This window comes from Nostoc sp. CCY 9925 (genome assembly GCF_963920935.1).
Classification (GTDB): Bacteria; Cyanobacteriota; Cyanobacteriia; order Cyanobacteriales; family Nostocaceae; genus Nostoc.
Map to the genome: position 1 here is coordinate 60,820 of NZ_CAWUDO010000008.1, position 17,270 is coordinate 78,089.

The window sequence follows — 17,270 nt, forward strand, 5'->3', positions numbered from 1 at the left end:
CATCCCCTCTGCTTCCCCTGCTTCCCCTGCTCCCTCATCCCCAATGCCCCATGCCCCATGCCCTATGCCCCATACCCCATAGTTCATATCCTTTGATAAGCTTTAACAAAATAACTGTTAAAAAATCTAAAAATATGAGTAAATGCACTCAATAAAATTGGCAGACTTGTATTTTTAGATAAATCTAGTTTTTTAGATATTTGTAAAGTCTCGGGGAATCTAGCAGATGAAGATACTGGTACTGAGTTGGGAGTTTCCACCCAGGATAGTTGGAGGAATTGCGCGTCATGTAGCTGAGCTGTACCCGGAACTGGTCAAGTTAGGGCATGAAGTTCATTTAATTACAGTGGAGTTTGGTCAGGCATCGATGTATGAGGTGGTCGAGGGAGTAAACATACATCGCGTGCCAGTAGGATATAGTAATGACTTTTTCCACTGGGTGGTGAATCTCAACGAAAGCATGGGAGATCATGGCGGTAAGTTAATCTTGGAAGAAGGCCCGTTTGATTTAATTCATGCTCATGATTGGTTAGTCGGAGACGCAGCGATCGCTCTCAAGCATAATTTTAAAATACCACTAATTGCCACAATTCACGCTACCGAATACGGGCGTTATAACGGTATTCATACCGATACGCAACGTTATATTAATGGTAAAGAAACAATACTTGCTTACAATGCTTGGCGGATTATTGTTTGTAGCGACTATATGCGACGGGAAGTAGAACGAGCGCTACACAGTCCTTGGGACAAAATCGATGTTATTTTTAACGGTATTCGAGCGGAAAAAAAACGACACCACGAAGATTTCCATGCTTTAGATTTTCGCCGCCAATTTGCCAGCGATGATGAGAAAATCGTTTACTACCTCGGTCGCATGACCTATGAAAAGGGTGTACCTATATTGCTCAATGCTGCACCCAAAATTCTTTGGGAAATGGGAGGTAAAGTAAAATTTGTTATTGTTGGTGGTGGCAATACTGACCATCTCAAACGCCAAGCCTGGGATTTGGGAATTTGGCAGCATTGCTATTTTACTGGTTTTCTCTCGGATGAATACTTAGATAAATTTCAAACTGTTGCTGATTGTGCCGTATTTCCCAGTCTTTATGAACCCTTTGGAATTGTGGCTTTAGAAAGCTTTGCTTCTCGTGTACCCGTAGTCGTTTCTGATACAGGTGGTTTTCCGGAAGTAGTCCAACATACCAAAACAGGGATTGTGACTTGGGTAAATAACGCTGATTCTTTAGCCTGGGGAATTTTGGAGGTGTTGAGAAATCCAGATTATCGGCAATGGCTGGTGGATAATGCTTATGAAGATTTAGACAAGCGCTTTAGCTGGCCGAAATTAGCCAGCCAAACCGAAGAAGTTTATCAGCGAGTTGTGCAAGAGCGATCGCAAATTCCTTGGTAATCAATCAATTATGATGTTATATATATAACGTTAAGGACAGCTATATATAGCTGTCCTTATATATCTGTAAACTTTCTTGAAACTTGCATAAATCCAGAATTAACTTTTGATAAATCGACAACAGGCACTGCTGCAATTTTTTCAGCAGAGCAGATTTTATCTTGGTCATTGGTAATTAGCCATTGGTCATGTGCAAATGACTAATGACTAATAACTAATGACAAAGCGTAACAGCTTACTATTAAGTCATCTCTTGGAGACAAATTTTATTTATGGTGCTTTCAACCGATCCAAGTGTTACTTTAGATACCCCGGCAAAAGCTTCTACTCGTACTGGAATGGGAGCTATTCCCTACGAAACAGGAACAACCTTTCGGGTTTGGGCGCCATTTGCTTCAGCAGTTTATGTGGCTGGAGATTTTAATAACTGGTCTACAATCAAAAATCCCCTTGCTTCTGAAAATAATGGATACTGGTCTGTAGATGTTCCCCAAGTTCAAGAAGGTCAAAAGTACCGCTATGTAATTCAAAGTCCTTTCATACCTGCTAATACCGTATGGTGGCGTACCGATCCCTATTGCAAACATGTTCTTGATAATCAGGGCGCCGATGGTGTAATCGTCAAAGATCGGTTTGACTGGGGAAGCAATACCTTCAATATGCCACCCTGGAATGAATTGGTGATTTATGAACTGCATGTAGCTTCTTTTAATCGAACCCAAAACAAGCCTGGAGATTTCAGTTCAATTATCGAGAAACTAGGCATCTTAAAAGATTTAGGCATCAATGCTATTCAACTGATGCCGATTTTTGGTTTTCCAGGCGAATACTCTTTAGGCTATAACCCTGCTTTCCCCTTCGATATAGAAAGTAATTATGGTGAGCCTCGTGAGTTTAAAAACTTTGTCAAAAAAGCCCACGAATTTGGCATAGCTGTGATTCTCGATGTAGTTTACAACCATTTTGGTTCTGAAGAACTAGATTATTCTCTAAGGCGGTTTGATGGTTGGAATCAAAATAACGGAGATGGAATCTATTTCTACAATGACAGACGCGTGCAAACTGCTTTTGGCCCTCGCCCAGACTATGGCCGGGGTGAAGTCCGTCAATATATTCGCGATAACGCTCTGATGTGGCTAGAAGAATATCAAATAGACGGTTTGCGGTTTGATTCCACAGTCAACATTCGTAATATTGAAGGTAGAAACAACGATCCTGCAAATGATATTCCCGAAGGCTGGAGTTTGATGCAATGGATTAACAATGAAATAGATAGCAAGACGCCGTGGAAGATTACCATCGCCGAAGACTTGCAAAATAACGAATGGATCAACCGTACCACAGGAGTCGGCGGAGCCGGATTTGATTCTCAGTGGGGTAGTTTTTTTTACTATTCGATTTTTGAAGCGGTGGTGGCTCCCAGCGATAGTGCACGTAACATGTACAGCATTCGGGATGCAATTTTGCAAAGATTTGAAACCGATGCTTGGAAGCGAGTCATCTACAGCGAAAACCATGATGAAGTAGCCCAAATTAACCGCAAAGTCCGGCTGCCAGAAGCCATTTGGCGCGGCAGGGCAGATAGCTGGTTTGCCCGCAAACGCTCTACCTTAGCAGCGGCTCTCGTGTTTACATCTCCTGGAATTCCGATGATTTTTCAAGGTCAGGAATTTTTGGAATGGGGAAGTTGGAGTGATTCTGGAACATTAGATTGGAGCAAGAAAGATAGATTTAGCGGAATTTGGGATCTTTATCAATCACTAATTCGTTTACGCCGCAACTGGTATAACAACACCAGAGGTTTGCGGGGACAGCATGTGAATGTACATCATGTCAACAATAACGACAAAGTTATTGCCTTTCATCGTTGGGACAACGGCGGGGCAGGAGATGATGTAATTGTGATTGTGAATATGGGCGATCGCTCCTACGATAGCTATAGCTTGGGCTTTCCTCGCGGTGGCACTTGGTGGGTGAGGTTTAATAGTGATTGGAATGGCTACAGCGCCGATTTTGGCAATCATTCTGGTTACGATACCTTTGCACAACGCAGCGATCCCAACGATCCTGATGGTATGCCCTTCCGCGCCAATGTTGGCATTGGCCCTTACAGCGTCTTGATTCTCTCTCAATAAAACAGGAGTCACGTCGCTTTGCTCCGAATTCAAAATTCAAAATTCAAAATTCAAAATTAAAGACACCCATAAATAAATTTAGGGGCTTGTATCCTTTTTATTTTCGGTCAGAGTTCAGGAGCAGAGCCAAAGACGCTCCGCTTTGAGTCACAATTCAGCAGAACTTACGCAAAAACTCTCTGAAACTCTTATTTCTTTGCGTCCTTTGCGGTTTGTTTTTTCATGATTTTGTGTAAGTTTTGTTGAGAATTTGCCACTCTCCATTTTCAAAGAAAGGAATACAGTCATGAAAGCGATCGTTATGCATGAAAGAGGGGGTGCAGAAGTTCTGCGATACGAAACCTTTCCTACCCCAAAACCGATGGCCAATGAGGTTTTAGTAAAGGTTCATGCTGCTACAGTCAATCACACAGATATCTTTCACCGCTTAGGAGATTTTTTCATTCAAAAAGATTTGCCCCATATTTTGGGTATGGATGTCGCCGGGGAAATCGTGGAATTAGGTGCAGGGGTGACAGATTGGCAAATAGGCGATCGCATTGTTGCCACTTTTGAAGCCTTGGGAAGAGAAAGAAATGGTGCTTATGCTGAATACACCACCTTACCAACCAACCAACTACACCGCATTCCCGATGGACTGAGTTACATTGCAGCGGCCAGTATTGGTTTAGCTTTTACAACTGCTTGGATTGCTCTATTTTATAACGGTGCCCTCAAACAAGGTCAGCGAGTCGTCATCCATGCAGCATCCAGTGGAGTGGGAACCTCTGCGATTCAAATTGCTCGTTGGCAGAATGCTCAAGTAATTGCCATTAGCGATCCAGACAAGGCAGAGCGATTGTATCAATTAGGAGCCGATTTAGTCTTCGATCGCCATTCTCCTGATTTAGTCGAGCAAGTAATCAAAACAACCAACGGCCAAGGTGCCACCCCGATCCTTGATTTAGTGGGGCGTACAACATTGCAATCTTCCATCAGGATGTTGGCAAACAAAGGGCAGATTGTTTGTGCTGGCACCCTGAGCGGTGATTTAGCAGAAATTAATATCATGGATCTACTGATGAAAAATGCCAGCATTCACGGTTCATTTGCCGTGATTCAACCCCAAGATTTTGACCAAATTTTGCAACACTTTGCCGCTGGAATATTTCAACCCGTAATTGATTCCGTTTTGCCCCTAGAAGAAGCAAGTGCAGCCCACAAGCGAATTGAGGCTAAACAGGCATTTGGTAAAATTATCCTCGTGCCTACTCCAGAGCATCACGGATAAAACTTAATGATTTTTTCCGAAATAAGTAGTAAATTTTCCGGAAAAATTGAAGTTATTATTGTTTCCATAAACACCACTTTTTTGTATACTCCAGCAAAGCAAACTGGGATTGATTCCAGAAGCTAATTGCTGCGATTTTTTGTGACTTAATTTGGTCGATATAGCAGTTGAAGCATAGTTTAGGACATAAAGCGATCGTCAAATCCTGACGCCAAGAAACTTTCAATTCTGTTGCCTGTTGCCTATTCCCTATTCTGACTTTTCACGTCATGTGGAAAAGCTAACGCAAAACCTAACCCCCCAGCCCCCTTCCCTACTAGGGAAGGGGGAGAAATCAAAGCCTCTCTCCTTGCAGGGGAGAGGAATGGAAGCGGGGTTTTCCAGATACCGTGAAAAGTCAGATTCCCTATTCCCTGCTATACGTATCTACCAGGAGAAAAATTAATGGCTGTTGAAATCTTACAAACAGACGACCAATACGTACTTAACCACTGCACTAAATTTCTTGCCAGAGATAATAAAGATGCTCGTCATAACTTTGGGCAATTGAATGACGATGATCCACGTTCTCGTATTGCTGAACCTTGGCGATTTCCAATTATTGATAGTTACAGTGATGGCAAAGATTTTGCGAAAAGTTATTCCTCCAATGTTGTAACTTTCGTATATCAGCAACAAGGAACAACGTCACCAAAAGATGTTGCTGTAATTGGAACTTTTGCCAATCTTTTTGAGCCAATTCCCCTGAAGCCAGTTAACTTTCTCGGCGAACCTACAGGATATTATGCTCTATCAGTTGTGCTTCCAAAAGCACAAATTCACACCTATAAATTTATTGTTGATGGACAGGCAATTGTAGACCCCATAAATCCCCAACTTGCCCAGCAAGATAATGGTAAATTTTGGTCAAGGTTTTTCACTCAATTATGTACTGAACCATTGAGCTTTGAAGATTGGGAATTTGACATTGTAGCTCGATTAGTAGATCATATTTTGCCTTTCCGGACCGAGGAAGGGGAAAATTTTTTGAACCGTTACTACAATTTTCTGGGCAAACAAGATAAACAAGTGCAATATGCCTATGCTTATCGTCTAGATGAATCTGTAGGAGCAGCAAATTTTATTGACAATATTTTGGCCAGGGAAGAGAACCATCATTTAATTGATTACAAAATTTGCTTGGGTCAAATTAACCGGATCTTGAGACAGCGTAATCCTTACATTGAGCCAAGAGAAGTCTCTAAAGAGTTATACATCGACTTGTATAACGAAATGGCCAATAACCAAGTTAATGGTTGGAACATACAGGAATACCAAGAACCCCGTTTCTTCCTCCAATTACTACGTCGCCACACATTTACAGGTGCCTTTTCCCATCCCAAATATGGTGGCAATGTCGGAGGAACAGGCTGGGCTTATCTATCAGAAAGATATACAGATAGCACCGGCAAAACTCTATTTGATTGGCGTAGGGCGATAGAAGCACCCCTTGGACTTAACAGTGATTATCGGGGCTAATAAATTTCCGCAGGAGAAGATATATGCAAACCGAATTTGATGTAGTAATCGTTGGTAGCGGTGCTGGAGGTTCGCCCATTGCCTACACTTTAGCGAAGGCGGGCAAATCAGTGCTGATTTTGGAAAAAGGGCCACTATTTCGACCCCAGTATCAGAATCCTCAGGGTTTAAGTGACTTTAAGCGGGATGAATTGTTTGCTGATGGGCCAGAAAAGCGCATCCGCGTTCCCGGAGTTGCTAACCTCAACGAAGCCTTTTATTCTAGCCACGTTGAACCAGATATTAACGACGAGCCGCATATCTACCGCGATCCCGACGGCAAAGATCGAGCCACAATTGAAGGCTATACAGCCCAAGTGGTAGGTGGTGGTACTCAACTTTATGGTGGTGTTTCGCTGCGGTTCACCCCTACTGATTTACGTCTGCAAAGCTTTAATGCTGGACGTAGAGATTTGAAGAATGACCCAAATGGCGATGTGCAGCGAGAAGCCCGTGATTGGGCTGTCAGTTACGAAGAATTAGAACCTTATTATGTGAAGGCTGAATACCTTGTGGGTCTTAACGGCACCGCAGATAACCAACTCAAGCCTTTTAGTAAAGATAGCTATCAACCCCCCCTAGAACCCAACCCAATTAGCAACTATGCCAAGTCGGGTATGGAAAAACTGGCTCAACAACTAGGTCAGCAAACTAAGCCCTACCGCACACCACTAGCGGTGATTACCCGCGACCATCAACCCAGCGGGCGCAAAGTACCCACAGATCCCGAAACACTGAAAACTAGTTACGTCAACCGTTTCGGCTGTCCTTTGGGTGTTAAATCGAATACTTGGGTATCTTTACTCAGCCCGATCGCTAATCTACCAAACTTTGAAATTCGCACGAACTGTGTAGTTACCCATCTGGAAACTGAAGGGTCAAAAATCAGCCGAGTTGTCTACCGCGACCCGAATGGCAAAACTCGGTTTGTTCAAGGCAAGTTAGTAATCATAGCTTGTTCTGCCATTGAATCAGTTCGGTTGTTGAAGATCTCAGCCCAGCTGAGTCCCGAATTCAATAAACGCATCAACCAAAATGACTTACTGGGTAAATATTTCCTTACCCACTGTTTTGGAGGTGCTAGTGCCCTCATGCCCACTCGTAGTGATAAGTCCTTAGCTCTGGATGCTGATTGGGCAACCGACATTTGCGCCACTGACGACTTTCTTAAAAGCAGAGGACTTTGGGCAGGTGGAGCAATCTACAACAATACTTCCGATCAAGCCTTGCCCATCTCCCTGGGACGTACCCACGGTAGTCGAGATTTAGATACCCTCTGGAAAGGTTTTATTGAAGATACCAGCTTAGCAGCTCAAGGGTTGACAGACTTTTTAGACAATAACTTCGGTAGGGGTTTATCAGTCAGCTTTATGGCCAATCAAGTACCCCTAAAAACCAATCGCATTGAACTTCATCCCAATATTAAAGATAAGTGGGGTCGTCCTGTGGCTTACATCATCAAAGAATGGCACAGCCACGATAGGTATTTGATGGACACCTTGGCGCAAATGTGCGGCGATGTTTTGAAACTGGGCGGTACTTCAATTCCAGGGGAATTCAAATTTGAATTTCAAGGTCAAGGTGGCGTCTACCAAGCTGAGAATGCCTTGGCACGCATCGCTAACCACATTCTTGGGGGGGCAAGGTTCGGTACTGACCGCAAAGACTCGGTACTAGACCGGGATTGCAAAGCTTGGGACTTTGATAACCTCTACGTCACCGATGGCTCATTTATGCCGACTTCCGGAGGCGCCAACCCCACTTTGACAATTCAGGCCAATTCTTTTCGGGTAGCTGACGAATTACTTAAGAGGCTTTAACTTTATGGATCCAGCATTTAACGATATTCAAAGTAATCCGTGGAACGAGATTTTTAAAATCGTCTTCTTTCCCGATCGCATTTACCATGCTGAATACCTCAACGCTACCCGCAGCCCCCGCTACCGTTACAATGTGCGGGAAGTTCGCAGCTATTTAGGGATCAATGCCCTCAAGGGAGAAGTATATCTCGATGGAAAGTTTCTCAGTAATTTTCTGCGGCTGGAATACAGATCCGGTCGTTTAGTAGAGCAGGTACGCGAGAAAAAGCGATTGCTCAACAGCAGTGTGATTGCCTGGGTGAGGCTGTTACCAGAAGATGAAAGTAAGAAAGCAGAAGGTAGGGTAAAGCTGAATTATTGCCCGTGGATTGATGCTTACGAGGTGGAGATTTGGGAAACCCTAGAACCGCCCGCTACAAGTTACCACGATTTTAAAGTTTTAGATCAGATGGGGCGCAATGGGGCAATTACGCGAGTAAAAGCATTTAACCCCGCTTTACGAGATATAAAAGCATTAAAACAGATAGAATTGGCGTTTCGCGAGAACGATCGCAATTTACCCACTGGCTACCAAATTAGTGACGCTGATGCATGTTGGGATAATGACTATTCGCGATCGCACCAAGAACCCCGCACCCAAGACCCCAGTTCCCCACAAAATACAGTTGACGATCAAAACTACCTAATCAACTTCCAACGCGGTTGGTTCCTACAAGCACCAGACATTCAGCCTGTGCGCTATCGGAATGCGATGATGGATGACGACAATCCCGACAGGGCAAACGACAACATTATCGATATGCGCTGGATTGTCCAACGGGAACTAGGTGGTTCCACGATCTTCTTTCACGAAGTGACAATTCCTCCTGGCAAAGTCGAAGGAACTCACCAACATATAGGCACCGAAGAATTGTATTACATCACAGAGGGAGAAGGCATTGCCTATATGCGTGTCGGCGACGATCCCGCAACAGACAAATACCCGACTGTAGAACGTCAAGTGATGGGATTGGGGAAACGCGAATTTAAAGAACTCCCAGTGAAATCGGGTAGCGTCATTTTTACCAAGAGTGGTGGGATGCATGGGATTCGTAACCCCGGTACAGAACCACTGAAATTCGTTGCTTTCTTGTATCACACAATTTAACGAATTTTAGATTTTAAATTTTGGATGGAAATTCAAAACTTAAAATCTGAAAAAGTTTGTTCGCCTAGTGTCTTGTAGAAAGGCGTTGAAATTATACCAATTTCATTAAATATCTGAACATATCCTTGGGTGAAGACGCGAAGAATCGCGTTTCTAAAAATGGGCTATTTGTCAGATGATTTTTTCAAATTGGTATTATTTACGGAACAAATTCAAAATCTAAAATTTTTGACTCAAGCCCCTACTTTCAGATATGGGGTAAATCGAAAATCCAAAATTGTTGGACTAATTTTTGCCATGTTTATTCTTCATTCTGACAGTGTTTTTCAAGTCGATTCCAAATCCCCGCCCGACTATAATCGGGGTAATCCGCTGCTGAAGTTGCTGAATTTTCTCGAACGGGCACAATTAGCAGCTGAACGTGAATTCTATCCGACTGGGCAGTTGCAGTACTTATTTCCCTATGAATCCCTGGTTTTATATGGGCCTCAGGGTGGTGATGCGAATATTCTTGACCCCACTCAACAGGATAATAAAACAGATTTCCAAAAGCAAAATGTCAAGGATTTTGTTAGTACTGACACCTTTTTGATTCGGGGTTTGGTGAATGTAGGAAACTGGACAGGGCCATTTTTGCGAGTTTCTTACCGGGGCGGCCCTGATAGTAAGTTATCTGTGGCTGCTAACCATAAATTGGGGGAAAAAATTAAACTCTGGATTAAAGTCGCAGGTGTAGCAACTCCAGCATTGGTTTTTGTGCCGTATAATCCATTGAGCGATCGCTATGAAGTTGAGTTTTGGGGCTACCCAGGTAACGATCTGCGAAGCCAGCTAGACGATAAAGGACGCAATGCCCTAGATCGCGGAGAACTCCAGGTACGAAATGATTTAGTACATGGCAGCACCGCAGACTTCAACCGCGAAGCATTAAACGATCGCTATATGGTGGATGTTGCCCCCACAAACACCATGCATCCTATATTACCCCTGCATGTGGAATTAGCCTGGGCAGACTTTAGTGAAAAAATTTGGGATTCCCAAAATGGGGCAAACTACCAATACGAATTCAACATGGTTCTGCGGGGATGGGATAACTTTTTGGGAACAGGTATTAGTCCTAACCCTCATGGTGGTATCGGCTTCTTGGAGTATCGCAATTTAATGTCCAATTATGGACGCTACTCTAGTAAACCCGAATTAGGACGCCAATTAGAATCATGGAATTTCAACGCCTTTGGTACTAAAAATCATGGCAACGGCTTTGAAAGATTTTTTGCTGTAGATTACATGGATTTGCACGTCCTCAATCCTAGTTGTGGCATTGGTTTACATCGCCATCGCGATAACCAAGAAGTCTTTTTGATGATGGATGGTCAAGGTTTTATGGTAGTCGGTGACTGGTGTAAAATGCCAGAGCGAGAACGTTGCTTTGAAATTCGGACACTACAAGCCGGACACTTTGCCATGCTCAAAGGTGGTAATCTCCACGCTTTAATGAATGCTACAGATCAACAAGTTTCTCTGTTTATGTTTGGGGGATATGATTAATCCAAATTTGAGATTGTAACTACAGAAATCCCAAATAAGTTGTGAGTAAAAAATCATCATAACGAACCACAGACAAAGCAGCCAAAAGTATGAGCGGGGGTTACTTTTGCTCGTAACTTTTCAACACGAGGATACAGAGAAGATGAGGAGTTTTAGATTTCAATAACTGAATTTTATTACTTCTTTGTGCAACGCTGGAATATTGGATACAGCGATTTTCATTTGAATAAGTATATGGTGGGGTAGCATAGCTATGCTACCCCATCTGTCTCAAACTTGGCTGAACTTACGAGAGTCGAGTTCATCAGACAGTTCTTTAATTTCTGGTTCAACCACCGTCAAATGTTGCTCTAAAATTGCCAGATTACGAATATTGGATTTATAAAAGGCATCAAATAAATCACCCACAAAAGGCACAGTACCCACTACTGTTTCCAAACCAACATTAAAAATCATTTTGGTTAAATCTTGGCGTGGGATGCCGAAGCGGGTAGCTAAAAATATGATGTAAGCCGAAAACGCTGTACTGATTAAATCACCAGCACCTGGAACTAAACCGATAATGGGGTCTATTCCAATGCGAAAACCTGTCAAAGGGATACGTATAGATGTATCCATCAAGCGGCTGAGTTTGCGGATACGATTTAGAGTAGCAAGGCGTTTGGCAGCGTCCATAACTTACGATAATTTGCACTACTCTTAATTTGCACTATTTTTAATTATTCGTCTTGTACCGTTAGAAATAATATTATGTCCGGTAAAAGGCTTATTATTTAGAGTGACAAAGGGACATAGCCAAGCAGAGAAATTTTATTCCCTCAGAATTAAAAGCTACAAGCTATGTAGAGATTTTCGCAGATTAGCACAGAGAATTAATGATTACTCTGGGTTATTTTGCATTAAAAAACAGTACAAGTCCTGTACGCTGGAATTTCAAGCTTTCTGATGTCACAGTTAAGCTAAGGCGCGTCGAAATTGCACATTTTTCGTTAAACACTGTCAATTGTCCTTAGTCATAAGTCATTTGTGTTTACAAAGAACAAAAGGCTAATGACTAAGGACAATATTCACGAGTAAATGAGCAATTCAAATCCGTAACAGCTTAGCAACAATTAGAGTTTGCATCAGAAGTTTAGTATGACAAAGGCATTCCCAAGTGTATCGAGGCGCTTGAAGAGTAGAGTAATCAAGTTGTTTAAGATGGGAATCTTCCTTATAACCCGTTTTATAGCAAACTGGAAACGCTATTTTTTAGGCGACACCGTTGATGTTCGCCCCTCCCCCTCTTTGGAAATTCGTTCTCCTTCCTTGGCTGGCCCGGCTCTGAGCTTGGGTGGCGGAGGTCCAGATGTCGATGACGCTATCCAATGGATGATTCACGAAGTTAGGGGAGGTAGTAACTCAGCCACCAAAGTCAACGTAGTCGTTATCCGCACCTATGGTAATCACGATTACAATCGCCTAATTTCTGCCATGAAAGGCGTAAACTCAGTAGAAACTTTGATTGTTAGCAATCGGCAAGAAGCAAACAAAGCTGAGATTTTTGAAAAAGTCAGAAATGCTGATGTGATTTTCTTTGCTGGCGGCGACCAATGTCAATATGTTCGCAGTTGGAAAGATACCAAGCTGGAGGCTGCTGTGAAGTCAGTTTACCTGAAGGGAGGTGGTATTGGTGGCACCAGTGCAGGTGCAATGATTCAAAGTGAGTATGTCTACGATGCTTGTGCTTCTTCGGAAAAAGGCATTGAAACTAGAGATGCCCTCGAAGATCCTTATCGAGACATTACTTTTACTTACAATTTTTTGAACTGGGGTTATTTGAAAGGAACCATCGTAGATACACACTTCGACAGGCGAGAAAGAATGGGTCGAATTATGGCTTTTATTGCCCGTCAAATTAAGGATGGTGTATCTAGTAGTGTTTTGGGTATTGCAGTGAGTGAAAGTACATCAGTTGTTGTGGATAAATATGGTCTGGTGAAAGTTATAGGTAGGGGTGCAGCATACTTTGTACTAGGCGATCATATGCCTGAAGTATGCGAAGCGCGATCGCCTTTGACATTTTCCAACTACAAAATTTGGAGAGTTCCCCGCGGCGACACCTTCAACTTAAGAAACAGACCAACTTCTGGATACTATCTCCGGAGTGTTAAAAGGGGACGGATTGATTCAAATCCTTATTGAATGGGCATGGGGCATTGGGCAAAGGGGAAGGGGTAAGGGGGAAAGGGAAAAGATTAAATTTATTCCTTTTCCCTTTTCCCTTTAACCTTTTCCCCTGCCCCTCCGCCTCCTACCAGGGAAGCACGCCATTCTCGTCAAAAAAGCCTCCGGTAGAACCATCATCAGGGAGGGTAGCAAGTCTGACTGCTGCTGTGGCTCCCTGTTCGACGGTGCGGGAACCTTGATGTTGATTAATGTCGGTTGCTGTGAAACCAGGGTCGGCAGCATTGACTTTTATCGGGGTATCTTTCAACTCAGCAGCAAACAAAACTGTGAGGGCGTTTACTGCTGTTTTTGATGAGTTATAAGCAAGAAGCTTCATATTAGCGAACTCATAACTTGGGTCTAAGTTTAGAGTTAGAGAACCTAAACCACTGGATATATTCACTATTCGCCCTGCTGTTGACTTCTTCAAAAGTGGCAACAGGGCTTTTGTAACTGCAAATACTCCGAAGACGTTTGTCTCATAAGTGTGTCGCAGTGTTTGAATATCAACTTGACTGGGTGGAAGGCGATCGCCATCACTTAGTATCCCAGCATTATTAACCAAAATGTCAAGTTTTCCGAATTCGCTCTCGATTTGTTCAACTGTAGAGTCGATTGTTTTTTGGTCTACTACATCTAGTTGAATTGCTTTGGCGTGGATATCGTTTAAACGAAGTTTGTTCGCCGCTTCTTCACCACGTCCGATATCCCTAGCACCAACAAGCACACTAGCACCTCTAGAACCTAGTTGACGTGCAATTTCATAGCCAATACCTTTATTTGCACCTGTAATGAGTGCAATTTTGCCTTTTAAATCTTCTAACATATTATTCTCTGTATTTAGCTGACAACTGCTAGTATTTTCAAGCCACTATAGTGTATATGTAGTATGTTATCAACACAATATTTAGAATTTAGTAATGCTACATAAGTGTGATTAGCTGTGCTGTTTATACTAGTAGTCATTCACACCTGAGATAGCGGTTAAGACAATATTGGCAGCCTACACTACGAATTGACTCAAAAATTTTTGGAGAAAAGTAGATATGCAAACCAAACAGCTTGGCAATTCAGAGCTTCACATTACTCCAATTGGCTTTGGTGCTTGGGCGATCGGTGGAGGTGACTGGGCTTTTGGTTGGGGAGCGCAGGACGACGAAGAATCGATCGCAGCCATCAATCGCGCTCTTGACCTCGGCGTCAATTGGATTGACACCGCAGCTATCTATGGTCTGGGACATTCGGAGGAGGTTGTTGCTCAGGCACTCAAAGGTCGATCTAATCGCCCTTACATTTTTACTAAATGCTCGCTGATCTGGGATGAAAAGGGCAAAATTGGTAACAGCCTCAAGGCTGATTCTATACGGCGGGAAGTTGAAGCCAGTCTGCGCCGACTGGATATTGAAACCATTGACCTTTACCAAATCCATTGGCCGAACCCAGATCCAGAAATTGAAGAAGGGTGGACAACTCTCGCCAAGCTAAAAGATGAAGGTAAAGTTCGCTATATCGGGGTTTCAAACTTTAATGTCCAACAGTTACAACGTGCCCAGAACATTGCGCCAGTCACTTCATTGCAACCGCCTTATTCACTAGTCAAACCTAATGTTGGAAACGAGATTTTGCCTTTCTGCAAAGAAAACAACATCGGCGTAATTGTCTATTCACCAATGCAATCTGGCTTGCTTACAGGAAAAATGACACCTGAACGTGTAGCCAATTTCCCGGATGATGATTGGCGCAAGAACAGCAGTGAATTCCAACAACCGCGTCTATCTCGCAATCTGAAGCTGGTGGAAGTCTTGCAAAAAATTGGTGAAAAACACGGACGTTCCCCTGGTGAAGTGGCGATCGCTTGGACTTTAAATAATCCGGCGGTGACTGCGGCGATCGTTGGCGGACGCAATCCCCAACAAGTAGAAGGAATCATCGGTGCTGGAGATTTTCGCCTCAATCAGCAGGAATTAGATGAGATTGAAACTTTCATCCGCGAAAATCCGTAGAAGGGACTGGGGCATGGGACATTGCGAGTTTAACTGTTGGCCGAGAAGTATTATTCGCCCCTATGCCCTTTATCCCTATTTCTGACTTTCTGGAAATCTGTATTATCCAAATCGCGTATCTGGGATCGATACTACGATCGGTTATCCCTCAGTTGTGCGATCGCAGACTGTATCGCTGTAGATAATATACCTTGTGGAAAAGCAGACACAATTTGCTGTTCTTGTTGAATTATAGATTGCTTTAAAATCAAATCCTTCTGTGCCTCAGCTAAAATCATCTGCTGCACAAGTTCTGCCTGCATCTCTACATCTGTGGCAACACTCTCACGTTGGAGTTTTGCTAAGAAATTATCTAATACAGCTGTGGCTTGTCCTGAATCAGCACTATTGGCAACAATACTGCGTACTTGTGCAGCTGCTTCGCCATACTCAATTTGTCCAGAGCCAGCTAGATTAGTAATATTACTGCCAGAAAGAAAGAAGTTATTACTATTACCAAGTGGTTGCCTACTAAAACCTTCTAAAGCTTTGGCTTGATCTGCAACAGCTTTTGCTTGTACTTTAACAATTCCTAATATTTCACGTTTCTCCTGCTCTAGTTGATAAACCTGCTGTTCTTTAGCAACTAATTGACGCTTTATTTCTTCAACTGTAGCATTCAGGCTATGTTCTACTTCTTGTTTAGGATAAGCCTGATTATAAGTAACTTTGACAACCCAAACATCTCCTCGTTTCTCTACACCTTTAAGCTGTAGTTCCAATTGTTCATCTTCCGTTTGAAGTTTAATTAAACTGTATAATGCAGCCTGCCAGTTTTCCCCCTCCTTAAAAATGATCTCAATAACATTTTCCACTTCCTGATACAAAGATTCAAATTCTCTTGGTTCAAAGTTGCGGTTTACGGGAAAGCGATCGCTTAATTCCCCATCCTCATCTAATCGACGATAAACAAAATCACACTTAACATTTGTAAAACAAGTTTGACTATTAACACTCCAATCTTCTATACAAATTCCTGTTAAATCTGCACCTGTAAAATCAACTCCGATAACTTGAGTACGGACAAAAATACTTCCACGCAAGTCTGCACTTTGCATATCTGCACCACTCAAATCGCTATCTGTAAAATTAAATCGCCTCATCTCGGCATTTTGTAAAAATGCTCCACGTAGGTTCAAGTTGCTAAAGTCTCTATCATTTGCATAATCTTGAGATTTAGTTAAAAGTTTTTGGACTTTAGGAATTTCTAAATCAATATACCGACTATCAATTCGCGCTCTTTCCAATCCTTGGGCATCTTGAAAGCAAGTACGGTAAAGCTTTCGCGCTCTTAGATCGCTATTCGGCAATTTTGCATTTTTAAAGTTGACATGACTTAAATCTAGTCCATAAAAAGATGTACCACGCCAAGAACCAATGATTAAAGCCCACGAACGCAGTTGATCTGGATGTTTCCAAGGTAAACCCCGAAAATGATTAGTTAACCAACTACTTAGTATCAGAAATAAAGCATACAAGACACCACTAAAAATTAAACCGATATTTACATCAGCTGGAATTAATAAATCTTTAAACTCTGATACTGGCGATTGTACCTCACCTGCTATTCCAATAACTGAGCCAGTTATTGCTCCAGTCACTATCGTAAAGAGACTCAAATATTGAACAACTAGTAAAGAGGAAGTTAAAATTAACTTTGTTAAGGCGATAATAAAACGTAATAAAAAGAAATTGACAATTGTCACAGTCAAGAAAAACACAATTATGACTGGAGATGCAATAAAAAAAAGGGGCTGAAGCTCTAAAAAACCTGATTTTTGTAACAGTCCAGGAATTACTATTACTGTAAATAAACTGATAATTACTGTTACAAAACTTTTTTTTAAATTACCAAAAATATATGTTGTCACCCAGGCAACTACAAGTAGTATCATTGATAAATATTCTAAACGAGCTTTTTTGCCAACAAAAACTTGTAAGCTCGTAACTCCACCTGTATAACCAACAAAAATGCCAATTATGAAGCATGATATTAAAATCAATAAAATTAAAATAAATTTTGTAATGTTTTTTTGACCAGCAACCTTATTGATTAGGTTAAATACTAAGTTTTCTTGATTAAAAACAATGCCACGTATATCACTATTCATGTATCTATTAAATTAAAT

At 42.2% G+C, this 17,270-nt stretch carries 13 protein-coding genes; 9 read left to right on the forward strand and 4 right to left on the reverse strand.

Features of this window, described 5'->3' with window-relative positions; all coding sequences use genetic code 11:
• Positions 1-226: 226 nt before the first annotated feature.
• From ACM0OY_RS06645 to ACM0OY_RS06655, 3 genes are all read left to right on the forward strand, one after another.
• Complete coding sequence (locus ACM0OY_RS06645; protein ID WP_414568070.1) at positions 227-1,414, forward strand: glycosyltransferase family 4 protein; 1,188 nt, start codon at positions 227-229, stop codon at positions 1,412-1,414.
• Between the two features lie 272 nt (positions 1,415-1,686).
• On the forward strand, positions 1,687-3,549 hold the full coding sequence (locus ACM0OY_RS06650) for an alpha-amylase family glycosyl hydrolase (RefSeq protein WP_414568071.1): 1,863 nt from the start codon (positions 1,687-1,689) through the stop codon (positions 3,547-3,549).
• Between the two features lie 286 nt (positions 3,550-3,835).
• Positions 3,836-4,819, forward strand: a complete 984-nt coding sequence (locus tag ACM0OY_RS06655; protein WP_414568072.1) for a quinone oxidoreductase family protein — start codon at positions 3,836-3,838, stop codon at positions 4,817-4,819.
• 55 nt (positions 4,820-4,874) lie between these two features.
• On the opposite strand, the gene ACM0OY_RS06660 is transcribed toward ACM0OY_RS06655, so the two are convergent.
• Positions 4,875-5,045 (reverse strand): hypothetical protein, encoded by a 171-nt coding sequence (locus ACM0OY_RS06660; RefSeq protein ID WP_414568073.1) that lies wholly within the window; start codon positions 5,043-5,045, stop codon positions 4,875-4,877.
• A gap of 218 nt (positions 5,046-5,263) precedes the next feature.
• Here ACM0OY_RS06660 and ACM0OY_RS06665 point away from each other — a divergent pair, with 218 nt between their 5' ends.
• The 4 genes from ACM0OY_RS06665 (at position 5,264) to ACM0OY_RS06680 (ending at position 10,891) form a co-directional block, all read left to right on the forward strand.
• On the forward strand, positions 5,264-6,337 hold the full coding sequence (locus ACM0OY_RS06665) for a gluconate 2-dehydrogenase subunit 3 family protein (protein ID WP_414568074.1): 1,074 nt from the start codon (positions 5,264-5,266) through the stop codon (positions 6,335-6,337).
• 23 nt (positions 6,338-6,360) lie between these two features.
• Positions 6,361-8,196, forward strand: coding sequence for a GMC family oxidoreductase (locus ACM0OY_RS06670; protein ID WP_414568075.1), 1,836 nt, complete (start codon positions 6,361-6,363; stop codon positions 8,194-8,196).
• A gap of 4 nt (positions 8,197-8,200) precedes the next feature.
• On the forward strand, positions 8,201-9,343 hold the full coding sequence (locus tag ACM0OY_RS06675; protein WP_414568076.1) for a cupin domain-containing protein: 1,143 nt from the start codon (positions 8,201-8,203) through the stop codon (positions 9,341-9,343).
• Between the two features lie 297 nt (positions 9,344-9,640).
• A complete protein-coding gene (locus tag ACM0OY_RS06680; RefSeq protein WP_414568077.1) occupies positions 9,641-10,891 on the forward strand; it encodes a cupin domain-containing protein in 1,251 nt (416 codons plus the stop codon).
• Positions 10,892-11,161: 270 nt separating this feature from the next.
• Here the strand turns inward: ACM0OY_RS06680 and ACM0OY_RS06685 are convergent, their stop codons facing one another.
• Positions 11,162-11,566, reverse strand: a complete 405-nt coding sequence (locus ACM0OY_RS06685; protein ID WP_414568078.1) for a DUF4112 domain-containing protein — start codon at positions 11,564-11,566, stop codon at positions 11,162-11,164.
• 525 nt (positions 11,567-12,091) lie between these two features.
• Between ACM0OY_RS06685 and ACM0OY_RS06690 the strand changes: the two genes are divergently transcribed.
• Complete coding sequence (locus ACM0OY_RS06690; protein ID WP_414568079.1) at positions 12,092-13,075, forward strand: cyanophycinase; 984 nt, start codon at positions 12,092-12,094, stop codon at positions 13,073-13,075.
• Positions 13,076-13,184: 109 nt separating this feature from the next.
• Here ACM0OY_RS06690 and ACM0OY_RS06695 read toward each other — a convergent pair whose 3' ends face one another.
• Positions 13,185-13,925: an SDR family oxidoreductase gene (locus ACM0OY_RS06695; RefSeq protein ID WP_414568080.1), complete on the reverse strand. Its 741-nt coding sequence runs from the start codon at positions 13,923-13,925 to the stop codon at positions 13,185-13,187.
• Between the two features lie 220 nt (positions 13,926-14,145).
• Here ACM0OY_RS06695 and ACM0OY_RS06700 point away from each other — a divergent pair, with 220 nt between their 5' ends.
• Positions 14,146-15,102, forward strand: a complete 957-nt coding sequence (locus ACM0OY_RS06700; RefSeq protein WP_414568081.1) for an aldo/keto reductase — start codon at positions 14,146-14,148, stop codon at positions 15,100-15,102.
• A 131-nt stretch (positions 15,103-15,233) separates the two neighbouring features.
• On the opposite strand, the gene ACM0OY_RS06705 is transcribed toward ACM0OY_RS06700, so the two are convergent.
• A complete protein-coding gene (locus ACM0OY_RS06705; RefSeq protein ID WP_414568082.1) occupies positions 15,234-17,252 on the reverse strand; it encodes a pentapeptide repeat-containing protein in 2,019 nt (672 codons plus the stop codon).
• Positions 17,253-17,270: the final 18 nt, after the last annotated feature.